Origin of the sequence: Deinococcus rubellus (assembly GCF_025244745.1) — a bacterium.
Lineage (GTDB): Bacteria > Deinococcota > Deinococci > Deinococcales > Deinococcaceae > Deinococcus > Deinococcus rubellus.
Genome location: NZ_CP104213.1, coordinates 2,108,016 through 2,129,486, shown reverse-complemented (window position 1 = coordinate 2,129,486; position 21,471 = coordinate 2,108,016). Strand labels below are relative to the sequence as shown.

At 65.8% G+C, this 21,471-nt stretch carries 19 protein-coding genes; 9 read left to right on the top strand and 10 right to left on the bottom strand.

Going from position 1 to position 21,471, the window contains the following annotated elements; translation table 11 throughout:
* Positions 1 to 150 precede the first annotated feature (150 nt).
* Genes N0D28_RS10910 through N0D28_RS10900 form a run of 3 tightly spaced genes read right to left on the bottom strand, consistent with a single transcriptional unit; the run spans position 151 to position 2,269 of the window.
* Positions 151 to 1,257 carry an alpha/beta hydrolase gene (locus N0D28_RS10910; RefSeq protein WP_260559547.1) on the bottom strand — a complete coding sequence of 369 codons (1,107 nt, stop codon included), beginning with the start codon at positions 1,255 to 1,257 and terminating at the stop codon, positions 151 to 153.
* A 24-nt stretch (positions 1,258 to 1,281) separates the two neighbouring features.
* Positions 1,282 to 1,797: an endonuclease V gene (locus N0D28_RS10905; RefSeq protein WP_260559546.1), complete on the bottom strand. Its 516-nt coding sequence runs from the start codon at positions 1,795 to 1,797 to the stop codon at positions 1,282 to 1,284.
* 10 nt (positions 1,798 to 1,807) lie between these two features.
* The gene (locus N0D28_RS10900; protein ID WP_260559545.1) at positions 1,808 to 2,269 is read right to left on the bottom strand and encodes an Lrp/AsnC family transcriptional regulator; all 462 of its coding nucleotides are present in this window, start codon (positions 2,267 to 2,269) and stop codon (positions 1,808 to 1,810) included.
* Positions 2,270 to 2,555: 286 nt separating this feature from the next.
* Between N0D28_RS10900 and N0D28_RS10895 the strand changes: the two genes are divergently transcribed.
* Positions 2,556 to 3,974, top strand: coding sequence for a KamA family radical SAM protein (locus N0D28_RS10895; protein ID WP_260559544.1), 1,419 nt, complete (start codon positions 2,556 to 2,558; stop codon positions 3,972 to 3,974).
* A gap of 56 nt (positions 3,975 to 4,030) precedes the next feature.
* Complete coding sequence (locus tag N0D28_RS10890; RefSeq protein ID WP_260559543.1) at positions 4,031 to 5,419, top strand: acetyl ornithine aminotransferase family protein; 1,389 nt, start codon at positions 4,031 to 4,033, stop codon at positions 5,417 to 5,419.
* Between the two features lie 62 nt (positions 5,420 to 5,481).
* Here the strand turns inward: N0D28_RS10890 and N0D28_RS10885 are convergent, their stop codons facing one another.
* Entirely contained in the window at positions 5,482 to 7,041 is a 1,560-nt protein-coding gene (locus tag N0D28_RS10885; protein ID WP_260561883.1) for a fatty acid kinase ATP-binding subunit FakA, read from the bottom strand.
* A 55-nt stretch (positions 7,042 to 7,096) separates the two neighbouring features.
* Positions 7,097 to 7,429 (bottom strand): Asp23/Gls24 family envelope stress response protein, encoded by a 333-nt coding sequence (locus N0D28_RS10880; RefSeq protein WP_260559542.1) that lies wholly within the window; start codon positions 7,427 to 7,429, stop codon positions 7,097 to 7,099.
* A gap of 156 nt (positions 7,430 to 7,585) precedes the next feature.
* On the opposite strand from N0D28_RS10880, the gene efp reads away from it, so the two are divergent.
* The 5 genes from efp (at position 7,586) to N0D28_RS10855 (ending at position 11,355) form a co-directional block, all read left to right on the top strand.
* Positions 7,586 to 8,143, top strand: coding sequence for an elongation factor P (efp, locus tag N0D28_RS10875; protein ID WP_260559541.1), 558 nt, complete (start codon positions 7,586 to 7,588; stop codon positions 8,141 to 8,143).
* Positions 8,144 to 8,357: 214 nt separating this feature from the next.
* Positions 8,358 to 8,900 (top strand): acetyl-CoA carboxylase biotin carboxyl carrier protein, encoded by a 543-nt coding sequence (gene accB, locus N0D28_RS10870; RefSeq protein WP_260559540.1) that lies wholly within the window; start codon positions 8,358 to 8,360, stop codon positions 8,898 to 8,900.
* Between the two features lie 55 nt (positions 8,901 to 8,955).
* Entirely contained in the window at positions 8,956 to 10,293 is a 1,338-nt protein-coding gene (accC, locus tag N0D28_RS10865) for an acetyl-CoA carboxylase biotin carboxylase subunit (RefSeq protein WP_260559539.1), read from the top strand.
* 222 nt (positions 10,294 to 10,515) lie between these two features.
* Positions 10,516 to 10,689 carry a hypothetical protein gene (locus N0D28_RS10860; RefSeq protein WP_260559538.1) on the top strand — a complete coding sequence of 58 codons (174 nt, stop codon included), beginning with the start codon at positions 10,516 to 10,518 and terminating at the stop codon, positions 10,687 to 10,689.
* Between the two features lie 66 nt (positions 10,690 to 10,755).
* Complete coding sequence (locus N0D28_RS10855; protein ID WP_260559537.1) at positions 10,756 to 11,355, top strand: class I SAM-dependent methyltransferase; 600 nt, start codon at positions 10,756 to 10,758, stop codon at positions 11,353 to 11,355.
* Positions 11,356 to 11,438: 83 nt separating this feature from the next.
* Here the strand turns inward: N0D28_RS10855 and rnr are convergent, their stop codons facing one another.
* The 3 genes from rnr to N0D28_RS10840 all read right to left on the bottom strand — a co-directional run bounded on the left by rnr (position 11,439) and on the right by N0D28_RS10840 (position 17,908).
* Positions 11,439 to 15,542, bottom strand: coding sequence for a ribonuclease R (rnr, locus tag N0D28_RS10850; RefSeq protein WP_260559536.1), 4,104 nt, complete (start codon positions 15,540 to 15,542; stop codon positions 11,439 to 11,441).
* A 197-nt stretch (positions 15,543 to 15,739) separates the two neighbouring features.
* Positions 15,740 to 17,071, bottom strand: a complete 1,332-nt coding sequence (locus N0D28_RS10845; protein WP_260559535.1) for an App1 family protein phosphatidate phosphatase — start codon at positions 17,069 to 17,071, stop codon at positions 15,740 to 15,742.
* A 66-nt stretch (positions 17,072 to 17,137) separates the two neighbouring features.
* On the bottom strand, positions 17,138 to 17,908 hold the full coding sequence (locus N0D28_RS10840) for an SDR family NAD(P)-dependent oxidoreductase (protein WP_260559534.1): 771 nt from the start codon (positions 17,906 to 17,908) through the stop codon (positions 17,138 to 17,140).
* A gap of 78 nt (positions 17,909 to 17,986) precedes the next feature.
* Here N0D28_RS10840 and N0D28_RS10835 point away from each other — a divergent pair, with 78 nt between their 5' ends.
* Entirely contained in the window at positions 17,987 to 19,255 is a 1,269-nt protein-coding gene (locus N0D28_RS10835; RefSeq protein ID WP_260559533.1) for a S8 family serine peptidase, read from the top strand.
* On the opposite strand, the gene N0D28_RS10830 is transcribed toward N0D28_RS10835, so the two are convergent.
* Positions 19,212 to 20,345 (bottom strand): flavin-containing monooxygenase, encoded by a 1,134-nt coding sequence (locus N0D28_RS10830; protein WP_260559532.1) that lies wholly within the window; start codon positions 20,343 to 20,345, stop codon positions 19,212 to 19,214. The genes N0D28_RS10835 and N0D28_RS10830 overlap by 44 nt on opposite strands.
* A 113-nt stretch (positions 20,346 to 20,458) precedes the next feature.
* On the opposite strand from N0D28_RS10830, the gene N0D28_RS10825 reads away from it, so the two are divergent.
* Positions 20,459 to 20,626 (top strand): hypothetical protein, encoded by a 168-nt coding sequence (locus tag N0D28_RS10825; RefSeq protein ID WP_260559531.1) that lies wholly within the window; start codon positions 20,459 to 20,461, stop codon positions 20,624 to 20,626.
* 1 nt (position 20,627) lies between these two features.
* On the opposite strand, the gene N0D28_RS10820 is transcribed toward N0D28_RS10825, so the two are convergent.
* On the bottom strand, positions 20,628 to 21,428 hold the full coding sequence (locus tag N0D28_RS10820) for a phosphatase PAP2 family protein (protein ID WP_260559530.1): 801 nt from the start codon (positions 21,426 to 21,428) through the stop codon (positions 20,628 to 20,630).
* Between the last annotated feature and the right edge of the window lie 43 nt (positions 21,429 to 21,471).

The window sequence follows — 21,471 nt, the reverse complement described above, 5'->3', positions numbered from 1 at the left end:
CTTCAAACAGCCTCTGAGGCTAACACGCCGCCTCCGGGCCGTAAAGTGCGTTCTCAAGCGCAAAAAAGCGTTGCTCTCTGCACGTCTGTCGCTAGAGTGTTGGTGACAAAAACTTGTCAAATGCCAAGGTGGGCTTTCACAATGCCAGGTCTAGCCCAGGTCTGTGAGCCACCAGCGCAGAAAGTCTGGCAGCCGGGAGCGCCACGCCGGTTCGTCGTGCCAGTGGGCCATCCCGATCTGCAAATTAACCTGGTGCACGAAGGAAGCGCTGCGGGCGGCGAACCACTGCGTTTGCCGGACGGCGGCGGCAGCGTCCTCCACGAACAGGCCCTCGTGCGTGCCCATGTCCACATACAAGCGCAGTTCACGCGTGGGGTGATGCCCGGCGAAGTCCATCAGTGCGCCGTCCTGCACCCACAGGCTGGGGCTGAACACGCCGCAAGTGCCCCACACGTCCGGGTGGCTCAGCGTGCCGTAGAGCGAGGCCACGCCGCCAAAGCTGCTGCCCGCCTGCGCGGTGTGCTGCCGTTCTGGGCGGGTGCGGTAGCGGGCATCTATGTGCGGTTTGAGCGTCTGGGCCAGAAAGGTCTGGTAGGCGGGTGCGGTGGACTTGAAGTCGTTGTGCCGAATTGGAAACGGAACGTAATCGCTGGCCCGGTGCTTCTCTCTGACCGATACAGCCACCAGGATGCAAGGTAAACCCTCAGCTGCCAGCTGGCTTGCTGCAATATCCGCCCCCCACGTTTCACCTGCGAAACTGGTCGCCGCGTCAAAGACATTCTGCCCGTCGTGCAGGTACAGAACGGGCAGATGCTCGGTGCTCCCGGCGTACTCCGGCGGCGTCCAGACCAGCACCGTGAAGTCGTCGTCTAGCTCTGGGTTGTGAACCTTCAGTGTTTCGATGCCCGCCGCGAGCGTGGACGGTCGGCCCGCGCCGCTGTGCAAGTCCTGCCAACTCTCAATCCTGAGATGGTGGGTGGCCGCGCCCTCGACGATTGTGCGGCGCTCCGGCCTGCGTTCACCCCATTGATCGCCTTCCTCGCTCTCAGCGCTGCCCCGTGTGACCTTGTAAGTCAACAGTGCTCCCAGCGGAAATTCGGCCCGCAGCATCCCATTCACAAAGCGGTACTCCGGCCGGGCAGGCGCGTAGCCGGAGAGATTGGTCTGCAAGAAAAATTCGGCGTCGGCGGGCGTATCTGCTGGGACGTCCAGCACGAACATCTGTTCGGCAGTGGGCATGAAGAGGGCAAAGGGCATGGAGTGAGTTTAGGCGGGATAGGTTCAGGGCGCGGCCCGGCACGCCTGGTCCACCCGTTTGAGGAGCGTGGGCAGGCGGTGTGGCCCGGCCATCTGCCGAATAAAGCTTGCGGCCTGGGCTGGTTCGAGCCCAGCCGCCGTGACGAACAGCGGGCGCTGACTCTGCCCCCGCTCCACCGGCAGGGCGTGGGCCGAACCCTGAAAGGCAGTTTTGGCGACCCCGATCACCGCCACCCGCTGCCCCAGCGCCCTGAACAGATGCCAGCCCAGACCGGGCCGTCCGGCAGCGTCCAGGGTCACGTAACCGTCGATAATGACAACTTCAAGCTGGTCTGCCAGCGGTTCCAGCGCGGCCAGTAGACAGGGCAGTTCGCGCAGATAGAAAGCCCTCGGCTGGTAAGCGGCCACCTGCGGCGAGGTGTGAAGGATTGCCCTGGCTTCCCGTGCGTCTGACCAGTTGCCGAACAGCAGGGCGGCGGTGCGGGCGCTGCCGTCCGGGTGGTAATCCACGTCAGTGCAGGCCAGCTCCGGCAATGTCACTCCGATACGGTCACTTGGGCAGCGTCAGGCGTTTGCCTTCCAGCGGAGTGCTCAGCACGATGGAAGTGTCGCAGGTAAAGCCCATCTGGATCAGGTCACCCAGCAACTGCTCCAGTGCCGCCACATCCGGCAAGGCCACCTTGAGGATGCAGGAGTTGTCGCCCGTGACCGAGTGGCATTCCAGCACGCCGTCGTTGTTTTGCGCCCAGCGAACGAGTTCGGGGTCGCGCTTGCCGCTGCCCTGCACCCCCACGAAGGCGGTGATGGCGCGGCCCAGCGGCTTGCTCGCCACCTTCGCGCCGTAGCCCAGGATCACGCCGCTGTCTTCCAGCCGCCGCACCCGCTCGGTGACGGCGGGGGCCGACAGCCCGACCCGCCGCCCCAGTTCACGCATCGAGAGCCGGGCGTCTTCCTGCACTTCCTGCAAAATCCGCTGGTCGAGCGAATCGAGGGCGCTGCCAAAGACCTTCACTGTGAACCCCGCTGGCCTGCCGCCCGCACCCTGCCCGCCTCTGCCCCGCTCATGGCCGCCCCGTCATGACCGTCAGTTTAGCGCATCCCCTTTCAAATGCAAAGCCCAGCGTGCCGTTTGCCAGGGATTTGCAGTCCTTTTCCCCCCATTCGGAGTGCCGACGCGCCTTCCAAAAGTGGGCCGGGACGCTTAATCTGGAGAGCAAGAATTAAGAGGATTGGCGTCTCAGACGGCTCTGAGCGCCCATGATGTGCCGCTTTCGAGCAGGGCGGCAGAGGTGAACCGTATGCAATCAGCCCGACTCCACCCCCAGGCCACCACCGATTCGCAAGTGATGCTTCCACGCGGCCACCGCGCTGCCAAATGGCGAGATGTACCCGACGCCCAGTGGTTCGATTGGAAATGGCAACTCAAGAACCGCATCAACACCGTCTCGGAGCTGGAAGAGGTGCTGACGCTGACCGAATCCGAGCGGGCCGGTGCCAGTGCCGAGGGCATCTTCCGGCTGGATATCACGCCGTATTTCGCCTCGCTGATGCACCCCACCGACCCGACCTGCCCGGTGCGCCGTCAGGTGATTCCCACGCACCACGAGTTGGAGCCGTTCACGTCCATGATGGAAGACTCGCTGGCCGAGGACAAGCACAGCCCAGTGCCGGGCCTGGTTCACCGCTACCCCGACCGGGTGCTGATGCTGGTGACGACCCAGTGCGCCAGCTACTGCCGCTACTGCACCCGCTCGCGCATCGTGGGCGACCCCACCGAGACCTTCAACCCCGCCGAGTTCGAGGCCCAGCTCAATTACCTGCGCAACACCCCGCAGGTCCGTGACGTGCTGCTGTCGGGCGGTGACCCGCTGACCCTCGCGCCCAAGGTGCTGGGCCGTCTGCTGAGCGAACTTCGCGCCATTCCGCATATCGAGATCATCCGCATCGGCACCCGCGTTCCGGTCTTCATGCCAATGCGCGTTACTGATGAGCTGTGTCAGGTGCTGTCCGACCACCACCCGCTGTGGATGAACATTCATGTCAACCACCCCAAAGAGATCACCCCGGAAGTGGCCGACGCCTGCGACAAGCTGACCCGCGCCGGGATTCCGCTGGGCAACCAGAGCGTGCTCTTGCGCGGCATCAACGATCACCCGGTCATCATGCAGAAGCTGCTGCGCGAACTGGTCAAGATCCGGGTGCGGCCCTACTACATCTACCAGTGCGACCTCGTGCACGGAGCGGGCCACCTGCGCACCACCGTCAGCAAGGGTCTTGAGATCATGGAGAGCCTGCGCGGCCACACGTCGGGCTACAGCATCCCGACCTACGTGGTGGACGCGCCCGGCGGCGGCGGCAAGATTCCGGTCGCGCCCAATTACGTGCTCTCGCAGGGCGGCGACAAGCTGATTCTCCGCAACTTTGAGGGCTACATCGCTGCCTACACCGAACCCACCGACTACACGGGCCCCGACATGGCCGTGCCTGCCGAGTGGAAGCGCTCGGAACCCGGCCAGAGCGGCATCTTCGGCTTGATGGAAGGTGAGCGCCTCAGCATTGAGCCTGCCGGATTCAGCGAAACGCATCACCGCCCCGGCGAGACCCAGCACCGCCTGAATAGCCGGGAAGACAAGTGGGCGGCGTATGGGGTGGGAGTCAGCGACACGGTCCCGGACGGCCAGAGCAGCGGGCCAGTGCTGGTGCAGAGCGGGGACTGAGGCATCATCACTCCGTTACTCACTTCCCGCCTTTGTTTCAATCTCTAGGAGTTGCTATGACCACCCTTCTTCAGCCCCAGACCAAGCCCCGCCAGCCCGTCCTCGCCACCGCCCTCCCCGGCCCCAAAACTGCCGAGATCATGCAGCGCGACGCCGCCGAACTCTCCACCTCTTACATGCGTCCTTACCCCTTCGTGCCCGATCACGGTGAGGGTGTGTGGCTCACCGATCCGGACGGCAACACCATGCTCGACTTCTTCGCGGGCATCGCGGTGAGTACCACCGGCTACGCCCACCCGCATGTGGTGGACGCCGTGACCGCCCAGATGAAGAAGTTCGCCCACGTCTGCCTGACCGATTATCCACAGGAGATCACGACCCGGCTGGCCGAGCGGCTGGTTAAGCACATCGAGAAGCCGGGCGAGAAGTGGCGCGTCTTCTTCGGCAACTCCGGCGCGGAAGCCGTCGAGGCGGCCATCAAACTGGCCCGCAACCACACCGGGCGCAGCCACATCATCAGCACGCTGGGCAGCTTTCACGGGCGCACTTACGGCGCGATCACCCTGACCGGCAGCAAGACCAAATACAAGGCTGGATTCGGGCCGCTGCTGCCCAATGTGACGCACATTCCCTACCCCAATCCCTTCCGCCCGCCGCTGGGCAGCACGCCGGAAGCTTGCGGCGACGCGGTGCTGGCTTACCTGGAAACCCTGTTCAAGACGGTCATTCCGCCGAGCGAAGTCGCCGCTTTCATCATCGAGCCGATGCAGGGCGAGGGCGGGTACATCGTGCCGCCCGCCGGATTTCTCACCAAGCTGCGCCAGATGGCCGACCGGTACGGCTTTTTGCTGATCTATGACGAGGTGCAGGCGGGTACGGGCCGCACCGGGAAAATGTTCAGCTTTCAGCAGTTTACCGCCCAGGGTGAAGACTGCCAGCCCGACATCGTGACGCTCGCTAAAGGTATCGCCTCGGGCCTGCCATTGAGCGCCATGCTGGCCAAGGAAAGCGTGATGACCTGGGCGGCTGGCTCACACGGCTCGACTTTCGGCGGCAACCCGGTGGCGGCGGCAGCGGCCCATGCCACGCTCGACCTGCTGGAAGGTGTGGTCAAGCACCCCGGCTGCGGCGACTCGCTGATGCACAACGCCGCTGAGGTGGGCAGCTACATTCTGGCCGAGCTCAAGAAGATGCAGGCCGAGTTTGCCTTCCTGGGCGACGTGCGCGGCGAGGGGCTGTTTATCGGCATCGAGTTTGTCAAGCCCGACGGCAGTCCTGACGGCAAGTTGCGTGACGCGGCCAGCATGGCGATGTTCGAGCGCGGCCTGCTCAATCTCGACTGCGGCGAGAGCGTCATTCGGGTCAGCCCGCCGCTGATCCTGACCCGCGAGGACGCCCAGACCGGGCTGGAAATCATGCGGGCGGCGCTGCACAGTCTGAGCTGAGAATACAAAAAGCGAGACCGGGGCCAATACTTGCGGCCCCGGTCTCGTTCATTGCTCCAGTGCTATTCCAGCGTCACCAGATAGTCGTACAGATCTGGCCCGCCCGCGTGGGTCTCCACTTCCGAGTCGGGGAAGGCCTCGCGGATGCGCCCGGCCAGCGTGTCCAGATCGGCCTGGGTTTTCTGCGGCCCACCGAACACGGTCACGATCTCCTGGCCCTGGTGGCCCTGGATCAGCATCTCCAGCACGGCATCCTCGGGGCTGCCGCCCGAGTGCACCAGCTCGTCGTCTTGCAGGCCGATCACGTCGTTGTCGGCAATGTGCAGCTCCTTGCCCGCCGCCGTGGTGAGGGTGGTGGCCCGGCTGGCCCGCGTGACCTCGAAGGTGGTCACCGCTTTGGACGCCTCCTCCATCTGTACGGCCAGCTCATTCGCGTCCTGATCGGCTTGGAAGCTGAGCGCCGCGCCCATGCCCTGCCCCAGCGTGCGCGTCGGGATGATCACGGCGCGGCCCTCCAGCAACTCGGCAGCTTTCTGGGCGGCCATCAGCACATTCTTGTTGTTGGGCAGCACGATCACTTTCTCGGCGCTCACGCTGCGCACCGCGTCCACGATGTCCTGCACGCTGGGGTTGGCGGTCTGCCCGCCGGAGACGATGCGCGCCCCCAGCGACCGGAACAGCTTGACCAGTCCGTAGCCGCTGGCCACCGCCACCAGGCCCGAGGGCGGCACTTCCTCCTCGGCCCTGGCCGCCGCGCCCGCCATGCCCAGAATCTCAGTGTGCTGCTCGGCCATGTCTTCCACTTTGGTCTTGAGCATCTTGCCGTATCGGCCCACCGCCGCCAGCAGTTCGTCGGGCTGGTTGGTGTGGATGTGGCCCTTGACATAGCCCTCCGCGCCGACCACCAGCAGACTGTCGCCAAATGGCGAGACCAGTTCACGGATCATCTCGATCGGCTGGGTCGCCTCACTCATCAGAAACTCGGTGCAGTAGCCGAACGCCTCGTTCTCGAACTGCTGCTGGGCGTAGCTGCTGACCTCAGGCGCGGGCGGCAACTCGTCGCCCCGGAGCTGGCCGAGCATCCCCTCGATCAGGTACAGGTATCCTTGCCCGCCACTGTCGACCACGCCCGCCTGCTTGAGCGCTGGGAGCATGTCGGGCGTTCTGTCGAGCATGCCCTGTCCGGCGAGGAGGGCCTGCTCCAGCACCTGATCGGGCGTCTCGCCTTTCGCGCCCTCGGCCACGCCGCGCGCCACCGTCAGGATGGTGCCCTCCACCGGCTTCATCACGGCCCCGTAGCCGCTTTTCTGGGCGGCTTGAAGGGCGGCGATCAATGTCCTGGCGTCCACTTTGGCGGTGTCCTTGATGGTCTCGGCAAAGCCCTTGAGGAGTTGCGAGAGAATCACGCCGCTGTTGCCGCGCGCGCCCAGCAGCGCGCCGTAGCTGATGGCTCGGGCCACGCTGGGCATGCTGGTGGTGTCGCAGGTGTCGAGTTCGCGGCGCACCGACTGCATGGTGAGGTGCATGTTGGTGCCGGTGTCGCCGTCGGGCACCGGGTAGACATTCAGGGCGTTGACCTGTTCGCGGTAGACGCCCAGCCAGTCGGTGGCCCGGCGCAGCATGGCGGCCAGGTCGGCGGGCGAAAGGGCACTCTTGACCGAATTGGAATTGGCGCTCTCAGACACGGCGCACCCCCACGGCGTGCACGCGGGTGGCGCTCAGCTCGAAGCCCGCCTGGGTTTTCACGGTGTGCTCGACCCGCTCGGCGATGTTCTGGGCCACCGCCGGGATATTGACCCCGTAGGCCATCACCACGTAGAGATCGGCGCTGGTCTGGGCACCTTCCTTGACGATCACCACGCCGTCGCGGGCCTGGGCGCGCCCCAGCACGCGCTGGAGGCCCTCCTTGAGATTGGCTGGGGCCATGCCCACCACGCCGGGAATTTCATGGGCGGTCAGGCCGATTAAAGAGGCGAGGGCCGCCTCGCTGATTTGAATGGTTCCGTTCACGGTGCAGGCAGTATACGGGAGGAGCCGCTTGAAGGCGGACCAGACCCCTTGCTGGCATTTTCTTGCCCGCCGCCGCCCGAGTGGAGTAGACTGGCGGCTGTTGCCGAAGCGGCGCTTGGCAGTGCTGCGCGCCCCGGCTTAAGGAGTCCCCAACAGATGATCAGCGTAACAGACCTCAGAAACGGCACCAAAGTGGAGATGGACGGCGGCTTGTGGGAGTGCCTCGATTACTCGCACCTCAAGATGGGGCGCGGCGGCGCGAAAGTCGTCACCAAGTTTCGCAATATGGAAACCGGCAGCATCGTGGACCGCACCTTCAACAGCACCGAAAAGTTGCAGGACATCTACGTGGAAGGCAAGCCCATGCAGTACCTCTACAAAGACGGCCAGGACTACATGTTCATGGACATGCAGACCTTTGAGCAGATTCACCTGTCGCCGGTGCTGGCCGGTGACGCCGCCAAGTTCATGAAAGAGAACATGGAGATGGAAGTCACCATGTACGGTGACAAGCCCCTCAAGATCACCCTGCCCAACCAGGTCATCTTGCAGATCGTCGAGACTGACCCCGGCGTGCGCGGCGACACGGTGTCGGGCGGCACCAAGCCCGCCAAGCTGGAGAGCGGCGCAACCGTGCAGGTGCCGCTGTTCGTCGAGAACGGCACCTCGGTCAAGGTCGACACCCGCACCGGGGAATACCTCAGCCGCGCTTAAAGCCTTTTTCAATTCCGGTGCGGTCAGGCGGCGATTTTCGCACGCCTGGCCGCCTTCTTTGGGTGCGACCGGGTCGTCTATGCCGCACACGGTCTTCTCGCCGCTGCGACACTTGCGGGCCGCCACACCTTACAATCCGGTCTGAACCCCACCCGCCCCCACGTCGCCAAGCGGCGCTGCTCTGGGCGCTCCCTTTTTCTGGAGGCACATAACCATGAATCCCGAAGACCTGAAAAAAATACTGGACGCCCTGAGCGCCGCCGACGTGCGCGAGTTCGCCCTCAAGACCGGGGAATTTGATCTCAGTCTGCGCCGAGGCCCGCAGGCCATGCAGGGCGGCGCGGCCCTGCCGAGTGCCAGTTCTGGCAGCGCGGCTCCGGCAGCCAATCCCGTGACCAGTCACACGGTCAGCAGCCCGGCAGCCAGCGGCGAGTCGGTTCAGGCTGCACCCACATCGGCAGCCCCGGCGAGCGAAGCGTCCACGCCGCCCGCTTCTGTCCCGGCAGCTCCCGTCAAGGCGTCCGGCACTCCGCTCAAAGCCCCCATCGTGGGCACTTTTTACGCCAGCAGCAGCCCCGACGCCGCCGCCTACGTCAAGGTGGGCGATACGGTGGCTGCCGGACAGGTGCTGTGCATCATCGAGGCCATGAAGCTGATGAACGAGATCGAGGCTGAGACCGGCGGCGTGGTCCGCGAAATTCTGGTGAAGAACGCCGAGCCGGTAGAGTACGGGCAGACCCTGTTTTTGATTGAATAAATCCTGAGTAGAAGTGAGTTCTCAGTACTTCCCTTCCCACCTCCGAAGGAAAACCATGTTCAAGAAAATACTCATTGCCAACCGGGGCGAGATCGCCCTCAGGATCATGCGGACGGCCCGCGAGATGGGCATTCAGACCGTCGTGGTCTACTCGCAGGCCGACGAGGCCAGCCTGCCGGTGCTGCTGGCCGACGAGTCGGTGTGTGTCGGTCCCGCCGCCTCCAGCGCCTCCTACCTCAACATTCCCAATATCCTCTCGGCGGCGCTGATGACCGGGGCCGAGGCCATTCACCCCGGCTACGGCTTCATGGCCGAGAACCCTGATTTCGCCGAGATGTGCCGCGAGCACGGCATCGTCTTTATCGGTCCCACCCCCGAGAGCATGCGGGCGCTGGGGTCAAAAGCGGGTGGACGCGAAATTGCAGCGCTGAGTAATGTGCCAGTGGTGCCGGGGACGGGTGTGCTGGAAGGCACCGACGCGGCGCTGCTGGCGGCCAAGCAGATCGGCTACCCGGTGCTGCTCAAGGCCAGCGCGGGCGGCGGCGGGCGCGGCCAGAAAATCGTGCGCACCCAGGACGAGCTCAAGTCCGCCTTCGCCCAAGCGCAGGAAGAAGCGCGGCTGTATTTCAGCGACCCGGCCATTATCATGGAGAAGTTTCTGGAAGAATTCCGGCACGTCGAGGTGCAGGTGATGGGCGACGGACAGGGCCACGTCATCCACATCGGCGAGCGTGACTGCTCGATTCAGCGCCGCAACCAGAAACTCATTGAGGAAGCGCCCAGTAACCTGCCCGCCACCCTGCGCCAGGAGATTCTGGACGCGGGTGTGCGCCTCGCCAAGCATGTCAACTACGCTGGGGCTGGGACGCTGGAATTCATCGTGGACCGTGACGGCGGCTTTTACTTCATGGAGATGAACACCCGTATTCAGGTTGAGCACTGCGTTTCCGAGATGATCTCGGGCCTGGATTTCGTGAAGATGCAGCTTCAGATCGCGGCGGGCGAGGGGCTGGCGCTGACGCAGGACGACATCGTGCTGCGCGGCCACGCCATCGAGTGCCGCCTCAACGCCGAGGACCCCGACAAGGATTTTCGCCCGGCGGCGGGCAAGATCGAGGAGGTCTACTTTCCCGGCGGCCCCGGCGTGCGGGTCGATAGCCACATCTACGAGGGCTACGTCATTCCGCCGCACTACGACTCGCTGATCGGCAAATTGATCGTGTGGCACGAGACCCGCGAGCAGGCCATTCCCAGAATGAAACGCGCCCTGCAAGAAGCGGTGATCGGCGGCCCCAAAACCACCATTCCGCTGTATATCCGCATCATGGATAACCCCTTCTACAAGCGCGGTGCGGTGATGACCAACTTCCTTAAAACCCGCATGGACATGTGAACAGGGGCGAAATCACCGGGTCTTGAAGTTTTGTTGACCTGGCCTTGGTTCTGCTCAATTCATGCTTAAGGAGGAGGGACACCTTCCCTTCTGGGATCAGTGGGCACGGCAATCTGTCCCTGAGTTCGTTGGCCGCCCTATTCTTTGTGGGCAACAAAGAATAGGGCGAACTGAATGAAAGTATCTAATGTATTTTACATTCTGGACTTCGTTTCTATCATTATGTCGGACACCAACTGCATCAAGGGCAAGTCAGGCGGCAAAAGAGATGTGAGCGAGCAGGAAAAGCAGTTTGATGGGTTGTTCACCGGCCACTTGGCACTTACATTCTTCATTCTGGGCAAGACCGTAGAAGACCGCGAGGACAAGAACAAGTCGCTGGTCACCGGCGGCTGAGAAATGGGCCAGATAGAGAGATTGCGGGCGCTTCGGCACTCTTTTTTTGGTTCTATCCTGAACACAATGAACGCCCGTGATGCCCTGCTCTCCCGTGCCTGTGGTCAAAATTGGCCGTTTGGTCCGCTTTTAGCAGCTCTCAACCTCCCGGCCACCGCTGCGGTGCTCGACATCGGCGCAGGCGAAGGCGAGCTGCTCAAAAACCTGCGGCGGCGGGGCCACACCGGACCGTTGGTCGGCCTCGATGTGCATCCAGGGCCGGGTGTGCAATCAGGAGGAGCCGAGGCGCTGCTGTTTGCAGATGCTCACTTCGACGCGACGCTTCTGGTCCGAACGCTCCTGCATGTCACCAATCCCCAGCGGGCAGTAGCGCAAGCCATTCGGGTCCTGAACCCCGGTGGAATGCTGGTGGTGGCCGCGCAGGGTGCAGCGCATCTGGCGGGATTCTGGGCGCTCTTCGACCCGCCTGCGGCAGAATCGGCGGATACGCTTACCGAGCGGCTGCTCGTCCCGTGGCCGTGTGAGCGCCTGGACCTGGTGATTCCCGCAGTGCTGGAGCCGGAAATGGTCCGCTTATTGGCAGCGAGTTACGACCTGCCCGCCGTCAACGTATCGGCGGCCCTGCCTGACCGCTTACATCTGGCCGTGTTCCGGCTCATCTGTTGAACTGCGTTGAAGAACCACTCACACAGATAAAACAAACAAAAGGGCCCGGCTTCTCACCGGACCCCTTGGCGCTCTGCTGAACTTTACCCCTGACCGCTCTGGCCGTTGCCTCCCCGGCGACCCCGGCGGCGGCGGCGGTGGCGGGCCTCATCGGCAGCGCTGCTCTCCGCACTGGGCGCGGGTGCGGCGGCCTGGGGGGCAGCTGGTCGGGGGCGCTGGCCCTGGGCTTCGCCGCGTGGGCGCTCGCTGCGCCCCTGCCCGCCGCGCTGAGCCTGCCCCGAGTTCTGGCTGCGGCCCCGGAACGTTGGCTGGTTGCTCCGGTAGTTGCCCGATTCACGGCCCGGGCCTTCTTCCGGCGGCATATTATCGAGCGTCCAGTCGCCGAAGTACATGCGCTGCACCGTCACGTTGACCGGGCGCAGGTGCTCGTTGCGGGGCCGGTCCAGCGTCACCACCCGGCGACGAAAACCGCCGCTGGGCCTCTCATTGGGCCGCTCGCTGGAACGCTGGGTGCTGGTCTGGGTGGTGCTGCCCTGCGTGCTTCCGCGTGTGCCCTGAGTGCTTCGGCCCTCGCTGCGTGCTGGAGCCTCGCGGCGCACACTGTTGCCAGTACCGCTACTGCTGCTGGAGCTGTTGACGGGGCGCTGGAGTTGCTGGCCCTGCTGCTCGGGCGCAGCAGTATTTCCCTCGGCGCTGCTTTCCTCGGGGTCGCCCGGCTTGCGGGGCAGGAAACTGCTGAGTTTCTCGCGTTTTTGCGTCTCGCGGTCTTCGCGGCGGCGGGCGCGGGGGCGGGGGTCGTTGCCGTCCATACTGTTCTCCTGATTCTGATCAAACTGAGTGAAGTCAATCTGGCGGGCCAGCGGGTTGACGCCGCTGATGGTCACGTCCAGCGACTCGCCGATGCGGTAGATGCGGCCATTGGTGCGGCCCTTGAGGATGCTGGCGTCTTCGATGTAGAAGTAGTAGTCGTCGCCCAGGTTGGAGATGTGCAGGCGGCCTTCCACTCCGTTTTCGAGCGAGACGAACAGGCCCGAGGCGATGACGCCCGAGACCCGGCCCTCGAAGCTCTCGCCGAGATGTTCCTGCGCCCACTTGGCCTGGTAGTACTTGGTCAGGTCGCGCTCAGCGTCGCTGGCAGTGCGCTCACGCTCGGAGGTGTGGTGGCCCTGCTCGGTCAGTGGCGTGCCCAGTTCAGCACGCACCCGGTCCGAAACGGGGCCGCTCAGCGCCGCCTTGAGTGCCCTGTGCACCAGCAGATCGGGGTAGCGGCGAATCGGCGAGGTGAAGTGCAGATACTCGGCAAACGCCAGCCCGAAGTGCCCCAGGTTTTCCCCGGCGTACTTGGCCTGCTGCATGCTTCTGAGCAGCAAGGTGTTGACGGCGCTTTCCTGTCCGGTGCCGCGCACCGCCTTGAGCACCGCCTGGTACGCCTGCGGGGTCGGCTGGCCGCCGGGGAAACTCAGCCCCATACGGCCAATCGCCCCGGTCACGTCCTGAAAGCGGGCCAGCGTCGGTTCCTCGTGAATGCGGAAGAGGGTCGGCACATTCTTTTCGAGCAGGAAGTGGGCCACGGCCTTGTTGGCCAGCAGCATCAAATCCTCGATCATGCCGCGCGCGGTTTCCTCGCGGATGGGAATGAGCTGCATGTGGCCGTTCTTGTCCACATCCACCTTGACCTCGCGCAGCTTGAAGTCGAGACTGCCCTCACGCAGCCGTTTCTGACGCAGCTTGGCGGTGATTTTCAGGAGCAGATGCAGGTCGCCTTCCAGCACGCGGGCGTCACCCTGCAAGGTGGCCACCGCTTCCGAGTAGGCCTGCACCTCGTCGTAGGTAAGCCGGGCCTTGCTGCGAATCACGCTGGGCGTGAAGGTGGTGCTGAGGATCTCGCCGTCGCCGGACAGCTCCATCATGGCGCTCATGGTAAGGCGGTCCTCGCCAGGCACCAGGCTGCACACCCCGTTGCTGAGGTGCTCGGGCAGCATGGGCAGCACCTTGCCCGGCAAATAGACGCTGGTGGCGCGGGCATACGCCTCGTCGTCGAGCGCGGTGCCGGGGCTGACATAGTGGCTCACGTCAGCAATGTGAACGCCCACCACGAAGGTGCCTTCCGGGGTCGCCTGAATGTGAATGGCGTCGTCGAAATCCTTGGAATCGCTGCCGTCCACCGTGAAAATATGGTAATCGCGCAAATCGAGTCGGCCGCTCAGGGCGTCGTCGGGCAGGCGGGTGGGAATGGTGTCGGCCTCGTGCAGTACCTCCGGCGGAAACTCGTCGCGCAGGCCGTATTTGACGATGACCGCCTGAGTTTCGGTGGCCGGATCATCTTCATGGCCCAGCACCCGCACGATCTCGCCGTACACTTCGTCCTCGCCGGTATGCTCGGGCCAGAACAGCTGGGTGACCACCCGCGCTCCGTTGGGCAGCCCCTCGGTGCCGCCGGGCATCAGCATGATGCGGTGGCGGGCGCGGTGGTCGTCGGGCTTGAGAAAAGCGTAGGTCTGCTGGTGGTCGAGCGAGCCGACCAGCTGCGAGTAGGCCCGGTTGACGATCCGCACGACGGCGGCGCGCGGAGAATCGTTGCGGCGGTTGCCGCTGCGTCCGCGCTCGTTGTAGCGCTCGGTGCCGCCGCTGCTGCCTTCCGGGCGGATCAGCACGATATCGCCGTTCCAGGCTTCGAGCGTCTCACCCTCGCGGATATAGAAGTCGTCGCCGCCCGAATCGGGGATGACGAAGCCGAAGCCGCCGCTCGACGCCTGAAAGCGCCCGCGCACCAGATTCATGGCCTCGGGCAGACCGTAGGTGTGGCGGCGGGTGCGGATCACGTCGCCGCTGCGGGTCAGGTCTTCGAGCAGTCCGGCCAGATCGCGCCGAACGCCCAGCTTCTCGCGGCCCTGGCGGGTAAAGGTGCGCTCGAAATCGCGGACATGGACCGGGCGGCCCAGCTTGCGAAGCTGCGCGGTGATCAGCTCTCTGGCCTCGGCGCTGACGCCGTGCGTGCCGTTCTGATCGACATTGTTCTGATTGCTGCTGGAAGCTTCAGCACTGTCCTGATCGTCGTCCGCTTCATCCACCCGCTGCGTTTCCAATGGTTCGGCGGGGGTCAGCTCATCCAGCTCCTGAACCGCTGCTTTCGTCCGCGTTCCGCTGACGAGTCGCTGGCCCCTGGGCGGGCGTCCACGCCGGGGTGACGGGGCGGGCTGAACTCCAGCGTCCGCAGGCTCGGCACCGCTGCTCAGGTCCGCCGCCGCCTCGCCGGACTGGGAATCCGTGAGCATGGTCACGGTGAGATTCAGATCGGCGTGATCTGGCGCGGCACGCTCCGGCACAATTTTAGGCGGGCGACCCCGGCGCGGGCTGACCCGTTTGGGAGCACTAATCGACTCGGCGCTCGGGTTGGCTGACGCGGACAGTGGTTCGGCGGCGACTGGGTCCAACTGTGGGGCCAACTGGACGGGCTCCAGCGCTTCCGAAACAGGCAGTTCAGGCGTCGGTCTCACTTTTCTGGGCCGACCTGGGCCGCGTTTGACTGGGGTCGCGGGCACGGCGGCCTCGCTGACCTGAACTGGCTGGGGAGCCGGTACGGGTGCTTCCGGCAAGGTGCCTTCCAATAAGGCCACTTCCGGTTCAGTGCTCTGGATCAGTTTTTTGCGGCGTCCCGGCCTCGTCATTTCAGCGGTCGTGGGGGCCGCGTCAGGTGTGGGGGCGGCAGTGCTGGCGCTTCGTCTGCCGCGCCGGACGGCTGTGGCAGGCTCGGTGGGCAACTCAGTTGCGGCGACGGGCGGCTCAGCAATAGCCAGTTCGGTGATCGCCAGTTCAGTGATTTGCATCTTGCTGCGGCGGGTCTGACGCGGTGCCCTGGCAGCGGGCAGCTTGGTCGTCGGGGAGGCGGCCTGCGGCTCGGTGGCCTCGGCAGCGTCGGGTTTCTTGCGGCGGGGGGTGGTGGGTTTGTTCGTGATCGTGGCCTTGGAGAGCTTCACGCTCTGGGGGGTGGGGGCGGCGGGGGTCACTTCATCACTCACCGGATCAGTCCAGCTGGGCGAGGAAGCGGCGTTGCGGCGCGGCGCGGCCCGCTGACCATTGCGGCCCTGGCGGGGCGCAGACGGCTGTGGCGGTTGGAGCGCTTGTTCCTGCGCTGAGGCAACGTCGGTGGCGGTGGGCGCTGGGCGCTCCTGTTTCTTTCTCGGCACTTTGCACCTGTTTCAGGACTAGGGGCGCAGCCTCGGTGCAGTGTGACGCCTTCAGGGGGCGTCTGCGTTGCGGCGGTCTGCGCGGTCGTTTCGCTTGTCTGGGGCATTGCGCTCATGCGCGTCCTGTGCCCGGAAGCTCCCGCAGTTTAGCACACTGCTCCTCGCCTGGAGTGTTGACCTGCCTGGGGGCGGACGGTTTACCCGGGCTTGCGTCTGGGCCGCTGGGTCAGCGGGGCCGGGCTCAGTGTGGCTGGACTGACTGGGCCTGAACCGGTTGGGTCTGAGTTGAATGAAGCCGGGGCGAGGGCGGAGGGTGCGAACGGATTCTGGGCAAACGACTTCTCCACCGACTGAATTACGCTTCGCAACTCGGCAGGCGAGATCAGGCCCATTGCCATCGCGTGAAAAGCGGCGGCCAGCGAGTCGCGGGTCAGGACCAGTTCAGTGCCCGCCTTCTGCACCTCAACGCGCAGCTGCTGCACACCCTCGTCGCGGGCCGCGCCGGTCACCTTGCGGATGTAGACGGCCAGCACCCGCCCCGGATTGCGCCGGACCACCTCGGCGTAGATTTCGGGGTCCTGCTCGCCGCTGTCGCCGATCAGTACGAAGGGCAGCGCCGGGTAAGTTCGCATCAGCCTCTCAATAATGGTGTGCTTGTGGTGGCTGCCGCCGGAAAACAGCTCCGCGCCCCAGTCGCGCAGAAAAATCGGCCCCAGCGGCAGGCGGCGGTACTTGAGAAAGGTCCACAGCAGATCGTAGAAGTTCCAGGGACTGCTCGACACGTAAAAGATCGGATTGGCCCCGACCTTCTCGCGCACCAGCGCCCGGTAAAGCGCGCTCACGCCGGGAAACGGCAATCGGGTGCGGGCGTTGCCGGTCAGGACTGTGCCGAGCATCTGCGGTAGGCTGGTCACGTCCGACTTGAGCACCGTGTCGTCGAGGTCGCTGATGATACCGAATCTCGGCTGACGCACGACCCGGATCGGTGCGAAGGTGGTTTTGCTGCGGCCCTCGATGTAGAGCGAGGCTTCCAGCCAGCCGCCCATATCGGCCGCCACAGTCGTGGTTACTGCCTGGGCGCGCTCCCAGATCAGCGTGAAGTAGCCGCCGATGTCCGACACGGCGCTGACGGTGTGGCCTTCCAAGACGCCGTGAACGGTGACGCCGCCGACCTCGCGCGAGAGCAGCCGCCGCAGGATGCCGACGAAGTTGCGCCACCTCGGATCGCCGCGTTTCGGGGCCGCCAGGGTGCGCGGCAGCAGGACCCGCCCGGTGAGTTCGAGATGCTGCGGGGTCCCCCAGCCGGTGTACGGTGTGATGATGATGTCGCCCCTGCGGCGGCGCGGCTGGATGAAGGCCGAGAAGCGGGTGTCGGCGAGGGCCAGCAGCCGCTCGAAGGTGGGTTGCAAAAGCCTGCCGAGCTGCTTGAGGCTGAGTTGCCGCCGCACAAACTGCCCCAGCCGGGAGAGCAGCCGCGTTTGTCTGAGCGGCCCTGACCCCTGGTCTGAAGCGTGCTGGCCTGAATCCATGTCGCCAGTCTAGAGAGTCGGGTGCGGCTGAACGTAAGCAAAACGTCCAGAGAAGGCGGCAGTCCGTCAGCGGTAGCGCCGGGCCTGGATCAGGGGCACGACCTGGTCCACGATGCCAGGAAAAAGGGTGTCGAGCAAGGCGGGAACCCGGTACCAGCCGGGCACCACCACCTCGCGCCGGGGCCGCTCCAGCACGTCTGCGATGGCGCGGGCCACGATGTCCGGCCCCGGCATCGGCAGGCGGGCGCGGGCTGTCAGTTCGGTTCTGACAAAGCCCGGCGAGACGAGCGACACGTTCACGCCGCTGCCCAGCAGTTCGCGCCGCAGGGCCAGAGAGAAGCCGCGCAGCCCGAACTTGCTGGCGCTGTACAGGCCCTGAAAGGCGATGAGGCCCGCCACCGAGGCCACGTTGACCACCGCGCCTTGCCTGCGGGCGCGCATGGCCGGCAGCACCAGCCGGGTCAGCTCGATGGGCGCGTCGAGGTTGGTTCGCAGCACCCGCAGCGGGTCAGGGTCGTCCCACCAGGGGCCGGAGGCGATGCTCACGCCCGCGTTGTTGATCAGGGCGTCCACGTGCCCGAAGCGCAAGGTGGCCTGCCCGATCAGCCGCCGCCGGTCCGTGTCGTCGGTCACGTCGGCCTGCACTGCCAGTGAGTGCTCACCGCCGGGATCGAGTCGCTGGCAGAGCGCTTCGAGTTTGTCCAGTCGGCGGGCGGCCAGCACCAGCGCGTAACCCCGGCGAGCCAGTTCGGCGGCAGTGGCCTCGCCGATGCCGCTCGACGCGCCGGTCAGCACCGCCACCGGGCGGGGGGTGCAGTGGGAAGATGGGGGAGTCACGGCCCCAGCATACCCACAACCGTTCAATCATAAAGACCCACTTCAGCCGCCCGTCAGTCGCGTCCCTCAGACTGAAGTATGATCCGCCCCATTCGTTCGCTGGCCCGCCTGTCCTGCGCGCTGCTGCTCGGCACACTGCCCTGGCCGGGGCTGGCACACGCCAGTGTGCCTGCCGCGCCGCCCGCATCAATGGCCCCGGTCAGCCCACCCACCCGCGCCGCCCTGCCGGAACTCCAGCCGCTGCCCGCTGCGCCGAGCGTGTCCGCGCCGCTGGTGCCGTTCGCCACTCCAAAGCAAACGGTCCCGCGACAAACGTTACCGAAACCAGCTTCGACGCTGCCGCTCTCGACGCCGGTCAGCGCCGCTGTGCCAGGCGATCCGCTCTATTCGCAGCAGTGGAACCTGGCTGCCATCAACATGCCCGCTGGCTGGGCCGTGACGCCCGGCGAGGCCGTCACGGTGGCGGTGCTGGATACCGGCTATGTCAACGACCCGGAACTGGCCGGTCGGCTCACGAGCGGCTACGACTTCGTGTCGGACCCGGCCCGCTCCGGCGACGGCGATGGGCGCGATGCGGACGCCTCAGGCGTGGGGCAGTTTCGCTATCACGGCGAGGGGGTTGCCAACATCATCGCGGCGGCGCACGACTCACTCGGCATGGCGGGCATCAACCCGCGCGCACGTATCGTCGCCGTGCGGGTGGCGGGCGAGGACGGGTTGATCGCTCCGCAGGATCTGATCGACGGGCTGCGCTGGGCGGCGGGGCTGCGGGTCATCGGCGCGCCGCTCAACCTGCGCCCGGCCAGAATCATCAATCTCAGCCTCTACGCTGACTTCGTCGCCCTGACCGGCTGCGATGCTGGCGTGCAGCGGGCGGTGGACGAGTTGATGGCCAAAGGCGTGCTGATCGTCGCTGGGGCCGCCAACGACGCCGCCGACGCGGGTGGCTACAGTCCAGCAGGTTGCCGGGGCGTGCTGACGGTGGCCGCCACCAACCGGGCCGGGCGGCGGGCCAGCTATTCCAACTTCGGCGCGTCGGTGGCCCTTGCGGCTCCCGGCGGCGAGCAGAGTGGGCCACTCGTCTTCAGTTCGGTGGAGGGTGAGCAGCGCCGCAGCGGCACCAGCTTCGCCGCGCCGCAGGTGACGGGCGTGGCCAGCCTGATCATGGGCCTGAACCCAAAGCTGACGCCTGCCCAGGTCATCACTTTGCTCAGACGCACTGCCCAGCCGTTTGTCGGCGGCCGGTGCGATGCCGACCCGGCCAAGAGCTGCGGCGCGGGACTGCTTGACGCGGGCGCGGCGCTCAGGGCGGCGAAAGCCTCGTCAAGCGTTCCTGCCGGGCGATGAGGGCGGCGATCTGCCGGGCTTCTCCGGCGATGGCGTGCAGCATTCCGGTGGCCGCCACCCGGTAGCCGCAGGCGTGAACGTCGGCCGTAGCCGCCAGCGCCCGCGTGTAAGGGGCGGCGGGCCGGTAGCCGGTGGCGAGAATCACGGCGTCGATGTCGAGGGTTTCGCCGCTCGCCAGTTTCACCTGCCGCGCCCCGAACCCGGCGACGTCTCCCACGACCCTCACCGCGCCGGAGAGCACGGCACAGACGATGCCGGTGTCGATGATCGGCACGCGCCCGGTCTGCTCGATCTGCTGAAACGGCCCGAACGGCAGTAGGCGGAGGCCGTGACGGGGGAGGTCGCGGCACAGCCACCAGCGCAGCGGAAAGGTCAGTGCGTCGCGCAGCCGGGCCGGGAGCCAGTCGAGGGCCAGCGCGACGCTCAGGAGCGGCAGCCCCAGCGGGTCGCGCGGAATCACGTTGACCGGTCCCCGCACCGACCAGGTGACCTTCGCGCCGCAGCGCTGCAAGGCCAGGGCAATCTCATGCCCGGAGTTGCCTGCGCCGATCACCAGCACCTGTGCGCCCCGGAACGCCAGGCCGCTGCGCCAACGTGAACTGTGCATCACTGTGCCCACGAACTGCTCCAGACCAGGCCACTCGGGCATGACCGGCGTTGCGGCGTTGCCCGTTGCCAGCACCAGATGCCGGGCGCGGTACTCGCCCCGGTTGGTCTGCACGCGCCACACGCCTCCTTCCTCCCTGACGACGCGGCGGACCTCGGTGCCGAACTGCGGACTGAGCCGAAGGCGGCGCGCGTAGGTTTCCAGGTAAACCACCACCTGATCCCGGCTGGGATAGCGCCCGGTGGTTGCCGGGAAGTGGAGGTACGGCAGTGCCGAGTGGGCCTTGTCGGTGTGGAGCTGCAACGTATCGGAGTGTCGCCGCCAAGTCGCGGCGAGGTTTGGTTCGCGCTCAAGCAGCAGGGCGTTCACACCGCGCCGCTTCAGGCAGGCCGCCGCTGCCAGCCCGGCTGGTCCTGCCCCCACGATGACGGCAGGCCAGACGGTGGCCTGAGAGGAGGGCGAAGCGGCTGGAGACTCGGGCATAAAAATGACCTCCCCGGTACGGGCAAAACGGCGCGGCACTGCTGAAGTTGCAGTTTAGCAGTGCCGCGCGGCCCGGCCTGACCCGTTCATGGAAGCCCACTACACTGGGGCCCATGAAGTCCAATTCCTTCAATGTGTGGCTGACGGTGGCGCTGTGTGCCGGGTGGGCCATCTTGCTGATCCGGTTTGTAAGCCTTGCCCAGTGGCCGCTGGCGGCCCTCAGCGCCGTGCTGCTGATCGCTTACGGCGTGCGACTCTACAACCTGACCAAGCGGCCATAATTCAGACACCGACCGGTCTGAGCCATACCCTCAGCAGCGCCGGAACACCCCAGACGGCCACCAGCACCAGCAGGAAGTAGCGCAGGGCGCGGGCGGCTCCGCTCAGTGCGCTGGGCAGCAACCCGGCCAGGGCACTCAGACCCAGGTACACCCCGATCACGATGACCAGCCCGATCACGGCCACGCCGATGCGCCCGGCCCAGTGACTCGGTGGCAGGTAGCGCGGCTCGGCCAGCCAGAACCCGGCCAGCATCCCCAGGCCCCGGCTGTACTCCTCCGGCAAGCGGGTGGGCAGCAGACAGGCGATGACCAGCACCAGGGCAGGGAGCCACACCTTCGGTGCGAGGAGGCCGTGCCGCCAGTCGAGGGTCGCCAGCGCTGCGAAGAGGACCCCCAGCAGCAGGCCCACCAGCACATCGGATGGGTAGTGGACGTGCAGGGCCAGCCGCGAATACGACACCAGCCCGACCAGCAGGCCCAGCACACCCCACACCCAGGGCCGCCGGAGTTGCGCCGCGATCCCGCCCCACAGCGTCATGCTCATCTGGGCGTGGCCGCTGGGCAGACCGGGACCGCCCGCCGTGGCTTTGGCGACCGCGCTGGCCGCGCCCGGATCATTGGTAAAGGGGCGCGGCAGGTTCAGCCCGTACTTGAGCAGCGAATTGACGAGGTAGCTCAGCGCGAAGGCCACGCCCAGCGCCCGCAGCCCCGCGGGCCGCACCAGCCAGCCGTAGAGGGTCAGCACCGCGATGAAGACCAGGTCGGCACCGAATGCCGTGAAGGCCAGCCAGAAGGAATCCATGTGCCGCCCATCTTAACGGCGCGTGAACTCCTGCTCTCAACTG